At 39.4% G+C, this 15,892-nt stretch carries 20 protein-coding genes; all 20 read right to left on the bottom strand.

What is annotated here, in order from left to right; genetic code table 11:
* Positions 1–221 precede the first annotated feature (221 nt).
* A complete protein-coding gene (locus tag AC625_RS15510) occupies positions 222–1,115 on the bottom strand; it encodes a polyprenyl synthetase family protein (protein WP_049682100.1) in 894 nt (297 codons plus the stop codon).
* 2 nt (positions 1,116–1,117) lie between these two features.
* Positions 1,118–1,348: an exodeoxyribonuclease VII small subunit gene (locus tag AC625_RS15515; protein WP_049682101.1), complete on the bottom strand. Its 231-nt coding sequence runs from the start codon at positions 1,346–1,348 to the stop codon at positions 1,118–1,120.
* Complete coding sequence (xseA, locus tag AC625_RS15520; protein ID WP_049682102.1) at positions 1,341–2,696, bottom strand: exodeoxyribonuclease VII large subunit; 1,356 nt, start codon at positions 2,694–2,696, stop codon at positions 1,341–1,343. Before xseA ends, AC625_RS15515 begins: the two co-directional genes overlap by 8 nt.
* Before the next feature lie 199 nt (positions 2,697–2,895).
* On the bottom strand, positions 2,896–3,759 hold the full coding sequence (gene folD / locus AC625_RS15525; RefSeq protein ID WP_049682103.1) for a bifunctional methylenetetrahydrofolate dehydrogenase/methenyltetrahydrofolate cyclohydrolase FolD: 864 nt from the start codon (positions 3,757–3,759) through the stop codon (positions 2,896–2,898).
* A 114-nt stretch (positions 3,760–3,873) separates the two neighbouring features.
* On the bottom strand, positions 3,874–4,266 hold the full coding sequence (gene nusB / locus AC625_RS15530; protein WP_049682104.1) for a transcription antitermination factor NusB: 393 nt from the start codon (positions 4,264–4,266) through the stop codon (positions 3,874–3,876).
* A 492-nt stretch (positions 4,267–4,758) separates the two neighbouring features.
* A complete protein-coding gene (locus AC625_RS15535) occupies positions 4,759–5,169 on the bottom strand; it encodes an Asp23/Gls24 family envelope stress response protein (RefSeq protein WP_049682105.1) in 411 nt (136 codons plus the stop codon).
* 26 nt (positions 5,170–5,195) lie between these two features.
* Positions 5,196–6,548 (bottom strand): acetyl-CoA carboxylase biotin carboxylase subunit, encoded by a 1,353-nt coding sequence (gene accC, locus AC625_RS15540; RefSeq protein ID WP_049682106.1) that lies wholly within the window; start codon positions 6,546–6,548, stop codon positions 5,196–5,198.
* A 13-nt stretch (positions 6,549–6,561) separates the two neighbouring features.
* Entirely contained in the window at positions 6,562–7,053 is a 492-nt protein-coding gene (accB, locus tag AC625_RS15545; RefSeq protein ID WP_049682107.1) for an acetyl-CoA carboxylase biotin carboxyl carrier protein, read from the bottom strand.
* Positions 7,054–7,669: 616 nt separating this feature from the next.
* On the bottom strand, positions 7,670–8,245 hold the full coding sequence (locus tag AC625_RS15550) for a SpoIIIAH-like family protein (protein WP_049682108.1): 576 nt from the start codon (positions 8,243–8,245) through the stop codon (positions 7,670–7,672).
* Positions 8,246–8,259: 14 nt separating this feature from the next.
* Entirely contained in the window at positions 8,260–8,919 is a 660-nt protein-coding gene (gene spoIIIAG / locus AC625_RS15555) for a stage III sporulation protein AG (RefSeq protein ID WP_049682109.1), read from the bottom strand.
* 4 nt (positions 8,920–8,923) lie between these two features.
* Positions 8,924–9,535, bottom strand: coding sequence for a stage III sporulation protein AF (spoIIIAF, locus tag AC625_RS15560; protein WP_049682110.1), 612 nt, complete (start codon positions 9,533–9,535; stop codon positions 8,924–8,926).
* Between the two features lie 12 nt (positions 9,536–9,547).
* Complete coding sequence (gene spoIIIAE, locus AC625_RS15565) at positions 9,548–10,741, bottom strand: stage III sporulation protein AE (protein ID WP_049682111.1); 1,194 nt, start codon at positions 10,739–10,741, stop codon at positions 9,548–9,550.
* Between the two features lie 35 nt (positions 10,742–10,776).
* On the bottom strand, positions 10,777–11,166 hold the full coding sequence (gene spoIIIAD, locus AC625_RS15570) for a stage III sporulation protein AD (protein ID WP_156187559.1): 390 nt from the start codon (positions 11,164–11,166) through the stop codon (positions 10,777–10,779).
* A gap of 12 nt (positions 11,167–11,178) precedes the next feature.
* Positions 11,179–11,382 carry a stage III sporulation protein AC gene (gene spoIIIAC / locus AC625_RS15575; RefSeq protein WP_049682113.1) on the bottom strand — a complete coding sequence of 68 codons (204 nt, stop codon included), beginning with the start codon at positions 11,380–11,382 and terminating at the stop codon, positions 11,179–11,181.
* A 19-nt stretch (positions 11,383–11,401) separates the two neighbouring features.
* Positions 11,402–11,917: a stage III sporulation protein SpoIIIAB gene (spoIIIAB, locus tag AC625_RS15580; protein ID WP_049682114.1), complete on the bottom strand. Its 516-nt coding sequence runs from the start codon at positions 11,915–11,917 to the stop codon at positions 11,402–11,404.
* Entirely contained in the window at positions 11,914–12,840 is a 927-nt protein-coding gene (spoIIIAA, locus tag AC625_RS15585) for a stage III sporulation protein AA (RefSeq protein WP_049682115.1), read from the bottom strand. Before spoIIIAA ends, spoIIIAB begins: the two co-directional genes overlap by 4 nt.
* Positions 12,841–13,136: 296 nt before the next feature.
* Positions 13,137–13,694 (bottom strand): elongation factor P, encoded by a 558-nt coding sequence (gene efp / locus AC625_RS15590; RefSeq protein WP_049682116.1) that lies wholly within the window; start codon positions 13,692–13,694, stop codon positions 13,137–13,139.
* A gap of 18 nt (positions 13,695–13,712) precedes the next feature.
* Positions 13,713–14,774: a M24 family metallopeptidase gene (locus AC625_RS15595; RefSeq protein ID WP_049682117.1), complete on the bottom strand. Its 1,062-nt coding sequence runs from the start codon at positions 14,772–14,774 to the stop codon at positions 13,713–13,715.
* Between the two features lie 3 nt (positions 14,775–14,777).
* The gene (gene aroQ / locus AC625_RS15600) at positions 14,778–15,221 is read right to left on the bottom strand and encodes a type II 3-dehydroquinate dehydratase (protein ID WP_049682118.1); all 444 of its coding nucleotides are present in this window, start codon (positions 15,219–15,221) and stop codon (positions 14,778–14,780) included.
* Between the two features lie 106 nt (positions 15,222–15,327).
* A complete protein-coding gene (locus AC625_RS15605) occupies positions 15,328–15,843 on the bottom strand; it encodes a YqhR family membrane protein (RefSeq protein ID WP_049682119.1) in 516 nt (171 codons plus the stop codon).
* Between the last annotated feature and the right edge of the window lie 49 nt (positions 15,844–15,892).

Below are 15,892 nucleotides of genomic sequence, written 5' to 3' on the forward strand. Positions count from 1 at the left end.
TCCTCGAACTTCTCTGCTCTTTTTATCCTCCTTTTTGAACACGCACTATAATGGCTGTCATTATTCAGCAAGTTTCCGCAAAATTCTTCAAAAATAGCCGCCGATACCCTCTGATTTCGGCGGCTTTTAGTTCCAACATATTATACCGATTTTTAATAAGATAAGCCAGTTAAACAACAAAAGTATAACACAAATAGGATTTCCTAACAATTGTTGTCGTATTAGGATTTACGCTTTGCAATCATATCCGTTATTTCATTAAGAAGGACTGTATCCAATTGCGTTTTTGCCAACTCTTTGTGCGCCATTTTGATATGTTCTGCAAGCCTTACCTTTGCTCCTGTTAGAGTAAGCAATGAAGGGTACGTGCTCTTGTTATTCCCTGTATCACTGCCGACAGGTTTACCGATTTCTCCTTCAGAGCCTTCGATATCTAAAATATCATCTCGGATTTGAAAAGCTAACCCTAAATGATAAGAAAATTGTTTAAGCGCATGAATTTGTTCTGCGCTTGCACCTGATAAAATCGCTCCTGAAAGAACAGATGCCATTAACAACTTGCCTGTTTTATGTTCATGAATATATTGGAGTTCTTCTAGTGAAAGCTGTTTGTTCTCGCCTTCCATATCGGCTACTTGTCCACCAACCATCCCTTCAGCACCTGCCGCTTTAGCGATTTCAAGGATAAGATTGAGCTTCATTTCAGGTGTCACGTCAGGATGCTCCGTATTCGCAATTAGTTGAAAGCTATATGTAAGTAATGCATCACCTGCAAGGATTGCCGTCGCTTCACCAAAAACTTTATGATTGGTCGGTTTACCGCGACGTAAATCATCGTCGTCCATCGCTGGCAGATCATCATGGATTAAAGAATAGGTATGAATCATCTCAATGGCAGCCGCAGTCGGTACCCCAGCGTTCAAATCCTTCGCAAATGCATCCAATACAGCCAAAACGAGTAAAGGACGAATTCTTTTTCCACCCGCTTTCAAGGAGTAAGCCATCGCTGCTTTTAAGTTATCAGGTGCTTTTAGCTCTTCAACATATTCAATTATCTTCAATTCGATGAGTTGTTTGTATGTTTCTGAAAACGTATGAAATGACGTTGCATTCATTACTATTCCTCCTCTGTAGCGAATTCCTCAAGTTCGCCATCTTCCCTAAGTATTTGCGTCAATTGTTCTTCAACCGATTTCAATTTTGTATGGCAAAGTCTGGACAGGTCCATTCCCTTTTTATAGATGGTGATTGCCTCTTCAAGTGGTACGTCCCCTTCTTCTAATTTTTCGACAACTTGCTCAAGTTCTTCCATTGCCTGCTCAAAAGTTAACTCTTTTTCTTTACTCATTTCCTTGTCGCTCCTCTATTTTTTCTATTTTACAATGCAAAATTCCGTCGGTTATGTTCACATCGATATGATCTCCGACTGTTACTTGTGATCTGCTTTTAACAAGTATTTCTTCTTCAGTAAAAATTAGGCCATAGCCCCGTTCCATAATTTTAAGCGGGCTTAAGGCAGATAAAGTTGCAGTAACTGAGACAAACCTTTGTGTATGCCCTTTTAATGATGTCTGCATAAGGCGATTCAACATCTTTTCACTATTGGTTAAACGATTCCTAGCAATCGCTAACTGTTGGTTTGGATGCTGTTTTTTTAATTGGACCCATTTATTTTCGAGCATCTCGTTTTTCTTTTGAAAATATTTAGTGCTCTCGCGTTTTAGTCGTTCTGTCGCCCGGTCCAATTGTTCGACCTTTTGCTCGTACATTTTTTTAGGATAACGAAAAGCATAAGATTTTGCTAATCGTGACAGTTTTGTTTGTTCAACATTCACTTGTTCATGAATCGTCCTTGTCAGCCTATTCTTTTGGTTCCAGAGCCTTTCGTAAATTTCTTGAAGATGTGGGACGGCCATTTCAGCAGCTCCAGTTGGTGTTGGTGCACGCAAGTCTGCTACAAAATCTGCAATTGTGAAATCCGTTTCGTGTCCAACAGCCGAAATAATCGGGATATCAGAGTCATAAATCGATTCTGCGACAATTTCTTCATTAAAAGCCCAGAGCTCTTCAATGGAGCCTCCCCCCCTCCCGACGATAAGGACTTCAACCTCTTTACGCGAATTTGCTTCCGAAATTGCTTTAGCGACTGATTTAGGTGCATTTGTTCCTTGGACAAGCGCCGGGTATATGATAATTTTAGCAATTGGATATCTTCTTTTAATCGTGGTCAAAATATCCCGCAAAGCAGCCCCTGTTGGTGAAGTAATGACACCAACTGCATGCGGATATTTCGGAAGTGTTTGCTTATGCTGGGCAGAAAATAACCCTGCTGCTTCGAGTTTTTTTTTCAGCTGCTCATAGGCTAAATATAAATCCCCTACTCCATCAGGTGACATGCTCTTGACATACAACTGGTATTGCCCGCTTTGCTCGAATACAGAAATATCGCCTCTCACCAAGATTTTCATTCCATTTTCAGGTACGAACTTCAAACTCTTGTTATGGGCAGAAAACATCACTGCAAGTATTCTTGCTTTTTCATCTTTAATCGTAAAATACATATGTCCGCTTGAATGCTGCTTAAAATTCGATATTTCTCCTTTTATGTATACATTTTGCAAATGAGGATCTGCATCAAATTTCCGCTTAATATATTTCGTCAACGCCGAAACACTTAAATATCTTTGCTCTTCCATCATTTTCTCCTTATTAAAAAGTGCAAGCGCTATGTATTGTGTACCTACTAGTTTCGCGCTTAACCTCGGAATTGATTATCTATACTTTTATTATAAAACAAAAAAGCTATCACTTGCCATTATAGAGCAAGTGATAGCTTCTTCATAAAGTGAAACTTCCATCAGCGGGAGGGTTTTCACCACTGATGGAAGTTGCTATTTATGCATCTTGTAGGGCAATCGTTTTCTTGGCTGATTTAACGGTATTTTTTAGAAGCATGGCAATTGTCATTGGACCAACGCCTTTTGGAACCGGTGTGATATATGAGGCAACTTCTCTTACTTCGTTAAAAGAAACGTCGCCACATAACTTACCTTCTTCATTCCGATTCATTCCAACGTCAATGACAACTGCACCTTCCTTAACATGAGCAGCCGTAATTGTATCTCTCTTACCGACAGCAACGACCAGTATATCAGCTTGCTTTGTATGATAGGCAAGATCTTTCGTTTTAGAATGGCAATACGTAACCGTCGCACTTTTATTCAGAAATAATTGTCCTGACGGCTTTCCGACGATATTGCTTCTTCCAACAACAACGACATGCTTGCCTGCAATTTCACAGCCAATATGCTCTAGCATGACCATAACTCCATATGGTGTGCATGGCAAAAACGCATCCTGACCAGTCATCATTCGCCCGATATTAATGGGATGAAAACCATCTACATCCTTTTCAGGAGAAATCGCTTCAATAACATCCTTTTCCTGAATATGAGCTGGAAGAGGTAGTTGCACCAAAATTCCATGAACGGTATCATCATGATTCAACTCATCAATTTTAGCAAGTAGTTCTTGTTGAGACAACGTCGCTGGACATTCGACTAAAACAGAATGAATACCAATTTCGGCACAAGCTTTTTGCTTATTAGATACATATGTTTTCGAAGCTTGATTATCTCCAACTAGTATAACCGCAAGACCGGGTACTATTCCATTGCTACTTAGCTTGCCTACTTCCTCACGAAGCTGAGTTCTTACAGTTTGAGCAATTTCTTTTCCATCAATAATTTTTCCTGACACATTCATCACCCTCCAAAGTTAGCTTAAGAAATCGACTGTCTTAAGGTAAGAATGATTTTAGCCGCTTGACCCGAAAATAAATAGTCTTTCCCTAGCATGTATTCTATGCACTGGTTATTTATTAAGCTGAGTTTTAACTTTTGACAGAACTGCATTGATAAAGCGGCTTGATTGATCATCACCGAAGACTTTTGCGATTTCAATTGCTTCATCCATAGCAACACTGACTGGAACTTGTTCACTGTAGATCATTTCGTATACAGCAATTCGAAGCAAGTTCCGATCAATATTCGCCAATCGTTCAATTTTCCAGTTGTCGAGATTAGCACGAATTGTTCCATCAATCTCTTCTTTGTTTTCTTGTGTTCCTTTTACTAACAGTTCAAGATATTCATCACTCGGATGTCCGTCCAAAACACTGTTTAGAGCATCTTGAATTTCTCCCTTACCAATTTCAAGTTGGTATATGGCCTGTAAGGCTTTTTCACGGGCAGTTCTTCTTTTCATAAAATTGACTCCTTCTATATCGACTATTATATATGAAAATGGCAGCACATACGAACATTAATTAACTAAATCACCATAAATATTAAGTTTTTCTTCAAAAAGAAATGCAGCTTACTTTCACGGTGGAGCTTGTGCTAATTTATATCATAAAAAATCACATATGTAACACTCTAACAGAAAATAAGATGGAGTTAAAGTGAAACTTCCCTCAGTGTGGTTTTCACTTAGGGTTAGTTGAACCAATCGGGGTTTTACAGGCTGTTTATCTCCAACTAGCTACTTTAATCTCTCGCAACAATTAGTACGGGGATATTACAGCCTGTCAAACCGGGGTAAAGTGAAGCTTCCCTCAGTGGTGTTTTTTTTACTGACGTTATTTGCATAATCTACTCTTTACTATGTATATCTCATCCCCCAAAGATTTAAACTCTTTCGTGTAAAAAGATTTCTTTTCACGCAAAAACCCGGCTAAATGCCGGGCTTCTCTTATCCTTACATTTCTTGCTCAATTTCACTTTCTTGTTTTACCATTTCAAATTGTATCCCTACAACATGAATATTCACTTCGGAAGTTTCAAGGGCTGTCATGTTCAGTAGAGCTTGACGAATATTGTCTTGAACTTCTTGCGCTACCTTTGGAATCGATACGCCAAATTTCATGACACAATATAAGTCTACCTTAATGCCATCGTCTGCAAGATCTACCTTGACACCTTTTCCGTGACTTTTCTTCCCAAGCATTTCGACAACTCCAGTGGTGAAGTTTCCACGCATATGCGCAACTCCTTCTACCTCACTAGCAGCAATACCGGCAATGACTTCAATTACATCAGGAGAAATCTCCACTTTACCTAGTCCATTGTAAGTATCGTTTACCTCAAGCATTTGTTCCATTTCACTCATTTTTCAGCACCTCCTGGATTTTTCCATTATGAATCCATTACCTCATATAATTCAAGAAATTTTGTGTTAAATTCCCCAGAAATAAATTGTTCATGTTGCATAAGTTTGCTGTGAAAAGGAATAGTGGTGTGGATTCCTTCGATCACAAATTCCTCTAATGCACGTCTCATCTTGTTAATCGCCTCACCACGTGTAGGGGCATGAACAATTAACTTCGCAATCATTGAATCATAGTATGGTGGAATCACATATCCTGGGTACGCAGCAGAATCAATGCGTACGCCATTGCCGCCTGGCGGAAGATACATTTGAATTTTCCCAGCTGAAGGCATGAAATTCTTTTCAGGATTTTCAGCATTGATCCTGCATTCGATTGCCCAGCCGTTGTATTGCACATCTTCTTGTTTTAGTGACAATTTCTCACCTGATACTACACGGATTTGCTCTTTGATTAAATCAACACCGGTTACCATTTCTGTGATTGTATGTTCCACCTGGATCCTTGTATTCATCTCCATAAAATAGAATTGGCGTTTCTTGTAATCATAGATGAACTCAACCGTTCCTGCTCCAGAGTAATTAACAGCAAGAGCCGCTTTAACTGCAGCTGAACCCATTTCCTCACGAATCTCTGAGTCAACTGCAGGTGATGGCGTTTCTTCTACAAGCTTTTGAAGACGTCTTTGGATCGAACAATCTCTCTCACCAAAGTGAATAGCATTACCATGTGTATCTCCCATCACCTGGATTTCAACATGACGGAAATCTTCAATATATTTTTCAATATATACGCCAGAATTTCCAAATGCCGTCAACGCTTCTTGCTGAGTGATTCTGATCCCATTCAATAAATCTTCTTCTGTTTTAGCGACCCGAATTCCTTTTCCGCCGCCACCAGCTGTAGCTTTAATGATGACTGGGTACCCGATTTTTTCCACAAGAGCAATCGCTTCAGCCGAGTCTTTAATAATTCCTGTAGATCCCGGAACGATTGGTACACCCGCTTCTCGCATCGTTTCCCTTGCTACATCCTTCGTTCCCATTTTCGAAATAGCTTCAGGTGATGGTCCGATGAAGATGACATTGCAATCACGGCAAAGCTCTGCAAAATCAGCATTTTCCGCTAAAAATCCATAACCAGGGTGAATAGCGTCACACCCCGTTTTCTTTGCAATACTTATGATATTCGTAACGTTTAAATAACTATCTTTTGAAGCGGTCGGTCCAATACAATACGATTCGTCTGCAAGCTGGACATGAAGCGCTTCACGATCTGCTTCTGAGAAGACTGAAACGGTTTCGATCCCCATTTCTTTGCATGCCCGGATTATCCGAACAGCGATTTCTCCCCGATTTGCAATTAATACTTTTTCAATCATTGAAAACAGCTCCTTATTCCGGCTTTACTAAAAATAACGGTTGACCGTATTCTACTAATTGGCCGTCTTGGACAAGAATTTCTGTGATCTCACCGTTTACTTCCGCTTCAATTTCATTAAAGAGCTTCATTGCTTCAACGATACATACAATTGAGTCCTTACCTACTTTTGATCCAATTTTCACATATGGCCCTTCTTCTGGTGATGGTGAAGCATAAAATGTTCCAACCATCGGTGATGTGATTTTATGTAAATTTTCTTGATTACTCGCTTGTGTGTCGGTTACATGTTCAACTTGTTTTGGCGCTTCTTGTGCAACATTTGTAGTTGGCATAGCTACTACAGACTGAACAGCAGGAGTAGCCTGATATACAACTGATGCGGCTTGTTCCTGTGTATTCTTTTTCAATTTAATCTTTGTTCCTTCTTGTTCAAAAATAAATTCATTTATACTAGATTGGTCGACTAACTTAATAATCTCTCTAATTTCTTGTACCTTTAACATCTTGGCACCCCTTGTCTCATTATTATTGTAAAAAATTCCTTTTTAGAATGATTATAAAGTGAAACTTCAATCAGTAGGGTTTTCTTCCACTGATTGTTAGTCCCGTTCTACTGTCGCTAAGATCTTCGCTTTCGCTTCAATTAATCGACAGTACGAACCCGATTGGTTCAACTAAACCGCTGAAGAGCAAAGCGTTAAGTTTCATGGTCTCTCACCAATCGGGCTTTTACGAGCAGTTGTCCCCATCTAAGTTTCTTCGTTTTCTCTAAAACTGGAGGTGGGGGGCTTACTGCCCGTTAATGCGGGATAAAAAACAAGCGTTCTAACGAAAATATACAAACACCAACTGGCCTTTATCCACGCTTTACATGGCTGTACTTAATATAATCATTATGACCAACTACTAATATCATACGATAATACGTAGTGTAAATTCAATAAATGTTTTAGCAATGCTTGTGACTTTTTCTTTTGCCTTTTTTCTATCTTACATCTTCTCACGATAAATGTGAAATTATATCTCATTATCAAGGAAACGCTTTCCTATTGATTTCTACTTGAATTTGTTGCTTAAAATATACGAAAGAGGGTGCCCATTAGGACACCCTCTTTTCCATCATTTCCCTTCATCTAATTTATAATCAACTGCGACATCTTCTACATTGTCCATTTCTTTATTCACGATATCCATGATTTCTACAGCTGCTATTGCCGTTAACTTTTCGTCTGTTTTAACCGTGACATCTACTTTGTTTCCGTCAATACGAACCAAAGCTGCTGGGTAATTCAGTTGCATGATTTCATATTCTAACAACTGTTCTGTAGTATTTGTTTCATAAAGCTTGTTATTTGCTTCGACAGCCTGATTTTTTTCTTCTGCCGAAAGACTTGTATCCCCCATTTTATTTGTTAAATCCTCACTTATTTTGCTTCGCTGATCTTCAATATTAAGTCGTAATGCTTCGAACTCATCATCAGATGAAGATATGGAAACATTCGGCACTTCTTTTTCAGACTTTTTAGCTGTTTCTTCTTTTGGTTTTGCTGTTTCAGTGCTCGGTTTGTCCTTTTCTTCCTGAGAAGTTGCTATATTAGTGCCATTCTGATCTGGACCAGTTAAATAATATACTGAAAGGACAACGACCAAACTTAACATCGTTAACAGCCAGACGGTTTGTTTTTTTAATAACATTGTAATAATCCCCCTTATTTTTTAGGCATAACCGAGACACGGTGGCTCGGTACGTCCAATGCTCTAGTTACGGCTTCAATGATCCATTTCTTAATTTGTATATTTTCAGCACCCTTGGCAACGACGAGGACTCCTGATACATTTGGTTTCTTCGTCTCAACAACGATAGGCCCCTCTTTATCCCCACTTTTAAGAATAACGAGTTGTGAATCATCCGATATATCTTCGACCTTTCGCTTACCACCTTCTTTGTCGGTCTCTTCTGTCACTTGTTTTTGCGTTACGTTATTTTTTTCAAACACTTTCTTTTCAGAAGCGTCTACATAGATCACAACCTTGACCTCTTCAACACCCGCAATCGATTCAAGCGCTCCTTTCATTTCATTCTGCAAGTATTTTTCATAGTCGCTTACAGACGTAAACTGATTTTCTGCCTTGCCAAACGTCTCTACTTCTTTGCTTTGAGAGCTAGTTTGATTAAATGTTGTGACAGTTTCTTTTTGCGACGCTTTGTTTGTTAGCAAATTACTAACCATCATAATGCCGACACCTAACAATAGAACAGTCAATACATAGGCATATTTGGAGGGCTTCTTCTCTTTATTTTCTCCTTCACCATCACTTTGCTTAAAAAGGTTTTTCAGCCATGATAACGGGCCTTTATCATTTTTCAAATTATTAGCCACCCCTTTCTCCGGCAAATTCGATGATTTCTTCGTCTACCGCCCACTTTGCAGCAAGGAACGCCCTTATATGATCTAAGTCGCTGGACGATTTCTGCGATGACTGTTTCGTGTTAATGTCTACTTTAGCAACTACTTCAACCGATGCTGCTTGATCTTTTGTCTTTTGCAGGACGATTGAAATTTTTTGTAAATCATCCGGAAGGCTAGGCTGATCTTTGTTTTTTACTTCGAGATTCAATGACTGAATTTCCATTTTATATTGATCCATCAACTCCTCTTCCACCCCTGTCCTCATCTCGACAGCCATTTGTTTTAAAATATATGCACCCTGTACTGCTTGTATTTCTTTTTTCTTCAATTCTGTTAAATTTTCTACCTGATGATTTGTTTTTTCATCAATTGAACTCGTCGCACTCTTCAATAGATCATCGAAGTCTGTTTGAAATAACTTAAGTATCGGCGAGATAATCACAGCAATCAGCAGTAAACCGATGACCATTTTCGCATACTTTTGCATGGCCGAGTTCGGAAGTAGCATATCAATGACAGTCGCAAGGAGGACAAACACAATAATATTTGTAACCCAGCTCGTGATAAATTCCATAGATTTCCCTCCCTACCGAACCATCAAAGTAATGTTACCAGCAGCGATGATAACGGTAACACTGAGGAAGAACATAATAGATACAATGGCAAGTGCTGCAAAAATATAAATCATGCTTTTACTAATAATATCCAAACATTTAATAACGGGACCTCCGCCAAGCGGCTGTAATAAGGCAGCTGCCAATTTATAAATAAAAGATAGCATTAATATCTTCAATGCTGGAAACGTGATGATAAAGAGCAAAATAATAACGCCTGCCATCCCAACAGTATTTTTTAGGAGAACTGACGCGTTGATGACCGTGTCAGCCGCATCCGTGAACATCCTGCCGATAACCGGAATAAAGTTTCCTGTCACGAATTTCGCTGTCCGAATGCTCACGCCATCTGCAACGGCCGTGGTAACGCCCTGTACAGAAATAACGCCGAGAAAGATGGTCATAAAGGCACCTAATAAACCAATTGCCCAATTGCGCAAAAGCTGGGCAAGCTGTGTGACTTTGTATTGTTCCGTCATCGTACTGACAACACTTAAGATGGCAGAAAGAAAAAGCAGTGGCAATACAACATATTGAATTAATACTCCACTTGAGTTCATTAAAAATAGAAGAATTGGATGGAAAAATCCTGCTGATAACAATCCACCAGAGCTAGCAATCAATGCAAGTAGCAACGGCAGTAGTGCCATTAGAAAGGCAATCATCGTATCAATCGTTTCTTGGGTATATTGAATGGCTACATGAAAGCTATTTAGTGCGAGGATAATTAACACCAAATAGACGATGGAATAGGCTACCTTACTGACTGTGCTTTGTTCAAACGCATTTTGGAGTGTTTGTAAAAACATACTGAATACGGTTAACAAGATGAGCGATCCGAGCAGCTTACCATTTACTAGAAGCTCATGAAAAAGAAATTTCCCAATCCCTTTCATCCATTCAGCAAAAGAAAACTTCTTATCACCGCTGACAAAATCCATAAAACTTCCTTTTTGACTTTCTGGCAAAAATCCGCCATATTCCGTGACAATACTATCCCAAAATCCCTGCAGCTCTTCAATTCCAAGTCGATCCATCTGAGCTTGTACCAAATCGGATTGAAGAACACCCATTTCCTGATTTGTTTCTGAGGCAAGTACCGTATCACTGTGCATAAAAAAGAGAGCGATGAACAAGAATGAAAAGTAGTAAATTCGCTGCTTCATAGATTCACCTCATGAGTGCCGCAGGTGTCTACCTGTCAGCTCGGTATCAATTGAATGATTGTTTCGATAATGACTGTCAAAATCGGGATAGCCATGGCTAAAATTAGTATTTTTCCGCTTAGCTCAATTTTTGAAGCGATTGACCCAAGGCCGGCATCTTTTGTAATCTGGGCAGCAAATTCGGCGATATAGGCAATCCCGATAATTTTTAAAATGGTTTCCAGATACACCATATTGACATTTGCATTTACGGCGAGCTTCTCGAGCATTGTGATTATTTCATATATTTTGTCAACGAGAATTAGAAAAATGGTACAGCCAGTAAAGACGACAAGCAAAAAGGCAAAATTCGGTTTTTGCTCTTTTACAATAAGTGCTAAAAAGGTGGCGATAAGTGAGATCCCGACAATTTTTAAGATTTCAATGGCCGATCCCTCCTACTGGAAAAGAAACACAGATTTAATTTTTTGAAATAAATTATCAACGATGCTGGCCACCATAAACAAAATATAGATAAAACCAAAGAGAGTAACCCACTGCGCATATTCCTTTTTTCCGACTTGATCCAAAATGGTATGGAGAAATGCTACGACAATGCCAACACCTGCAATTTTAAAAATGATATCTACATCTAAGCCCATCTAAGATCCTCCAGTCCTGCTACAACAGCAAAATGATTATCAACACACCCGATAAAAAACCGAAACTCTGCATCATTTTTTCATACTTATTTTGACGGTCGAGGGCATCACTTTCTTCTCTTTCCAAATGAATCATAGCCAATTGAATTTGTTTTTGCTGAGAAAGACGATCATGCTGACCGAGTGTCTCACCGAATTGCACAAGTATTTCATATTCACCTTGCTTTAGGGAAAGTTGTTTCCAAACAAGTTTTAAACTGGTTTCCCAAGCAGCCTTTACTGTCGTCTCACCGCCTGACAGCTTGACAGCGAAACTTTCAAAAAAATGAGATAGAGGCTTCGGCAATTGCTTAGCAAGCTTATAGGCAGCTTCTGTTAACGGTGTTTGTCCATACATGATTTCCGATTCCAGCGACTGTAGCGCAGACTTAAGCTGTCGTAATTCTCTTGGTCTTTGCCTCAAGACACGGGCTAATTCATATCCTACCCAGGTGGTAGCAAGTACGATGAGAGCTGCACCGATGAACTTAATCATTCTTTAACACTTCCAATCTTAGGAAGTGCATTTCCTGTCTCATCAAGGATCGTACAGCCCCAGCCAGATTTGTCATTTCGATTTAATTCTATAAAGCGTTCAAATATATGTTGATCGAGGATTTGTGCCATATATGGACGTTTTTTTAAATCAGCTAATGTACGTCCATGTGCAGTGATCATGAGCTTAATCCCCGCATTGACCGCCTCCAACACTGCAGCTGTGTCCTCAGGGCGACCGATTTCATCAACAATTAATACATCCGGTGACATGGAACGAATGAGCATCATCATTCCTTCAACCTTTGGACATCCATCCAAAACGTCTACCCTTGGTCCAAAATCAAGCTGTGGTACACCTCGAACTGATCCGGCAATTTCAGAACGCTCGTCCACGATACCGACTTTCTTCGGCAAGATATTTCGCTTTTCGCATCCAGTTGAGATAATCCTGGCAATGTCACGTAAAAGTGTGGTTTTTCCTGTTTGAGGAGCGCCAATGATGATTGTATGATGCCATTCGTCTGTATATAGACTTGGAATTAATTTCTCTGCCGTCCCAATTTTCTGTCTCGCAATTCGAATATTAAAGGATGACACATCTCTAATCGCTTTTACCTCACCATTTTCAAGCACGACCTTACCTGCAAGGCCAACTCGATGCCCCCCACTTACTGTGATATACCCTCGCTTTAATTCCTCTTCTAATGCATATAAAGAATATTTACTAATGTGATGAAGTAACTGCCTTGCGTCTTCATCATGAACCAAATATGGTAAAAAGGTCGGCCTACCTTCAATAATCACTTCAAGAGGTCGTCCAATTCGAATCCGTAGTTCTTCGACTTTATTTGCCATTGACAGTGGAATTTTCCTAAATTGCTCCTCCAATTTCTTCGGCAATAGGGTAAACACCGTATCCATGCCTGAAACCTCCTATTTGCAGCTAATCATTTGTTAAAATGTATGTTTGCTTAAGGAGTTTATGACAAGAAAAGAAGAAAGCTATTGTTCAACTAACACGATATATTGATGATTAGACCATAGTGGGATTAAGTAGCTAGCGTTGAACACAGGCTTTTATTTTCTTACACACCACTTTTTAAAAATTAAAAACGTGTTCCATAACGAAAGGGTCAGATCCCGCAACACCATATACAGTTCAATGAACTGTATACGGTGTGCGTGATCTGACCCTTTTAGGACATCCACATTAAGCCTTATGCACGAGATACATAAGATCCTTCAGTTGTGTTAATAATCAATTTGTCGCCTTGGTTAATGAAAAATGGCACTTGTACAGTTAGGCCCGTTTCAAGTGTGGCTGATTTCGTTCCACCAGAAGATGTGTCACCTTTAATTCCTGGTTCTGTTTCCGCTACTTCAAGCGTTACGTTTTTTGGAAGCTCAACACCAAGGGTTTCTGTTCCAAAAGTCATAACATGTACTTCCATGTTTTCCGTTAAGTATTTGAGCTCATATTCGATATTTGCTTCTGGAAGCTCAATTTGTTCATATGATTCGTTGTCCATGAAAACATGAACATCACCGCTCGCATAAAGATATTGCATTTTACGGTTTTCAATATGTGCTTTTGCTACTTTTTCACCGGCACGGAATGTTTTTTCTTGAACAGCGCCAGAACGAAGATTACGTAACTTAGAACGGACGAATGCAGCACCTTTCCCTGGTTTAACGTGCTGGAATTCCATAACTTGCCAAATTCCATTATCAACTTCAATAGTTAAGCCTGTTTTAAAATCATTAACTGAGATCATCTTTTTCCTCCTGCTTGCTTATAAAATAATTAATTCTTTTGTTGAATGTGTTAATGCTTCATTGCCTTCCACTGTAATGATCGTATCATCTTCAATACGAACACCGCCTAAACCAGGCACATATATTCCCGGCTCACAAGTTACGACCATTCCTGGTTCAAGAATTGTTTCGGATTTAAGTGAAAGCGCAGGTCCTTCATGCACTTCAAGCCCAATTCCATGACCCGTTGAATGTCCAAAATACTCACCGTAACCTTTTTCAGCGATGAGGTTTCGAGTAAGGGCATCCGCTTCTTTTCCAGTCATGCCTGGTTTAATACCAGCCATACCTCGTAGTTGTGCTTCTAAAACAATATCATAGATTTTCTTTAATTCTGCATCTGGTTCCCCAACTGCAAGTGTTCGCGTAATATCTGATACATACCCGTTATAATAAGCACCGTAATCAAGCGTGACAAAATCACCGTTTTCAATGATTTTATCTGTTGCAACACCGTGCGGAAGAGCCGATCTTTTCCCAGAAGCCACGATGATATCAAAGGATGAAGAAGTAGCACCTTGTTTTCTCATAAAGAATTCAAGTTCATTTGAAACGTCCAGCTCAGAAATCCCTGGACGAATAAATTCAACAATATGTGTAAATGCAGTATCTGCAATCGCAGCAGCATCCTTTAATATATTAATCTCTGAAGAAGTCTTTATCAAGCGTAAATTCTCAATCATCCCTGATATAGGTACAAGTTCGGCATTAACTAAAGCTTCATATGCTTTAAATGTCGCAAATGTCATATGATCTTGTTCGAAACCAAGTTGTTTGATCCCCATCTTCTTCGCTTGAATAGCCACTTCTTCCATAATTGTCCCTTTGTGTTGAACAACCTCATACCCTACAGCTTGGTTACCTGCTTGTTCCACATAGCGGAAGTCTGTAATAAATTTCGCTTCATCTCCTGATATCAGAGCAAGACCGGCCGTTCCGGTAAAGTTCGTCATATGGCGCAGATTATATGTGCTCGTAATTAAAAAGCCGTCCACACCTTTTTTAACCAACTGTGAGCGAAACTTCTCTAGTTTCTCCATTTCCTATCTCTCCTTTATTATCGTTTCAATGGCTCTTAAGGCAAGTAGATAGCCTTTGACACCTAAACCGACAATTTGCCCAGCTGTGACTGGGGCTGTTACAGAAACATGACGGAAACTTTCCCGTGCATGGATATTAGATATATGTACTTCGATAACTGGAACATCAATTCCTGCAATTGCATCACGTATGGCGTAACTATAATGTGTAAATGCTCCAGGATTCATAATAATACCTTTAAAACCGGCATCTTCAGCCCAATGTAGCTTATCGATAATTTCTCCTTCATGATTAGACTGATAGCAGCTTAGGTCAAGCCCCATCTCATCAGCTAATTCCTGAACACTTATCTCCACATCACGTAGCGTCACTTTTCCATAATGCTTAGGTTCTCGTTTACCCAACCTATTTAGATTAGGTCCATTTATTAACAATATTTTTTCCATGTCCCACTCCCACCTTGCTTCCGACTACCTTTTAGTACTCCCCAAAAAATGTTCACCATCAACATTCTATCATAATTGCGAATTATCTTACTACTTTTTACAAATTTCAGTTCGTCCCAACCTCAGATTTATCTCTATTTAACGCCCTTTGTAGTTCCCCATATTCATAAGAAATCGAATACCCCACAAATACACCATATAAGATAAATAAACATATACTTGTAATCCCTGTATCAGCTGTCATTTTTGAAAAAGAAGGCAGATCAGGAAATATCGGGTGAAGAATAAGGATAAATACAAGCCATAAAAGGGCTCCGTACACGATTCCTACGGAAAGATGATTCACTTTTCGAAAAAGTGCATAATACAGGTACGCAAAAACAATGGATACAATACTATAAATAATGAGAGTCATTACTGCCCCAAGCCAAGTATGAATCCATGCAGCATCTGACCAAGACGTCAAAATAAACTTCGGACTAACATCCATGAAATGAAAAAAGACAGCAACAAGTCCTACAGCACACCAAAGGAAACCTCCATATATTCCAATAACAAAAACATCCTTTAAGATTGATACACGGTATACGACGCCGTTAACTTGTTTCGGTTCATTCGACATACTTATAACACCTCCACTACTAGTATGCCCCATAAGCGATGGAATCATT

This window comes from Peribacillus loiseleuriae (genome assembly GCF_001183985.1).
In the GTDB taxonomy this organism is placed as follows: Bacteria; Bacillota; Bacilli; order Bacillales; family DSM-1321; genus Peribacillus; species Peribacillus loiseleuriae.

Excerpts from the sequence above, each read along its gene's own strand:
- AC625_RS15510 (WP_049682100.1), bottom strand. The coding sequence starts at position 1,115 with ATGAATGCAACGTCATTTCATACGTTTTCAGAAACATACAAACAACTC.
- AC625_RS15515 (WP_049682101.1), bottom strand. The coding sequence starts at position 1,348 with ATGAGTAAAGAAAAAGAGTTAACTTTTGAGCAGGCAATGGAAGAACTT.
- xseA (WP_049682102.1), bottom strand. The coding sequence starts at position 2,696 with ATGGAAGAGCAAAGATATTTAAGTGTTTCGGCGTTGACGAAATATATT.
- nusB (WP_049682104.1), bottom strand. The coding sequence starts at position 4,266 with ATGAAAAGAAGAACTGCCCGTGAAAAAGCCTTACAGGCCATATACCAA.
- AC625_RS15535 (WP_049682105.1), bottom strand. The coding sequence starts at position 5,169 with ATGAGTGAAATGGAACAAATGCTTGAGGTAAACGATACTTACAATGGA.
- accC (WP_049682106.1), bottom strand. The coding sequence starts at position 6,548 with ATGATTGAAAAAGTATTAATTGCAAATCGGGGAGAAATCGCTGTTCGG.
- accB (WP_049682107.1), bottom strand. The coding sequence starts at position 7,053 with ATGTTAAAGGTACAAGAAATTAGAGAGATTATTAAGTTAGTCGACCAA.
- AC625_RS15550 (WP_049682108.1), bottom strand. The coding sequence starts at position 8,245 with ATGTTATTAAAAAAACAAACCGTCTGGCTGTTAACGATGTTAAGTTTG.
- spoIIIAF (WP_049682110.1), bottom strand. The coding sequence starts at position 9,535 with ATGGAATTTATCACGAGCTGGGTTACAAATATTATTGTGTTTGTCCTC.
- spoIIIAE (WP_049682111.1), bottom strand. The coding sequence starts at position 10,741 with ATGAAGCAGCGAATTTACTACTTTTCATTCTTGTTCATCGCTCTCTTT.
- spoIIIAC (WP_049682113.1), bottom strand. The coding sequence starts at position 11,382 with ATGGGCTTAGATGTAGATATCATTTTTAAAATTGCAGGTGTTGGCATT.
- spoIIIAB (WP_049682114.1), bottom strand. The coding sequence starts at position 11,917 with ATGATTAAGTTCATCGGTGCAGCTCTCATCGTACTTGCTACCACCTGG.
- spoIIIAA (WP_049682115.1), bottom strand. The coding sequence starts at position 12,840 with ATGGATACGGTGTTTACCCTATTGCCGAAGAAATTGGAGGAGCAATTT.
- efp (WP_049682116.1), bottom strand. The coding sequence starts at position 13,694 with ATGATCTCAGTTAATGATTTTAAAACAGGCTTAACTATTGAAGTTGAT.
- AC625_RS15595 (WP_049682117.1), bottom strand. The coding sequence starts at position 14,774 with ATGGAGAAACTAGAGAAGTTTCGCTCACAGTTGGTTAAAAAAGGTGTG.
- aroQ (WP_049682118.1), bottom strand. The coding sequence starts at position 15,221 with ATGGAAAAAATATTGTTAATAAATGGACCTAATCTAAATAGGTTGGGT.
- AC625_RS15605 (WP_049682119.1), bottom strand. The coding sequence starts at position 15,843 with ATGTCGAATGAACCGAAACAAGTTAACGGCGTCGTATACCGTGTATCA.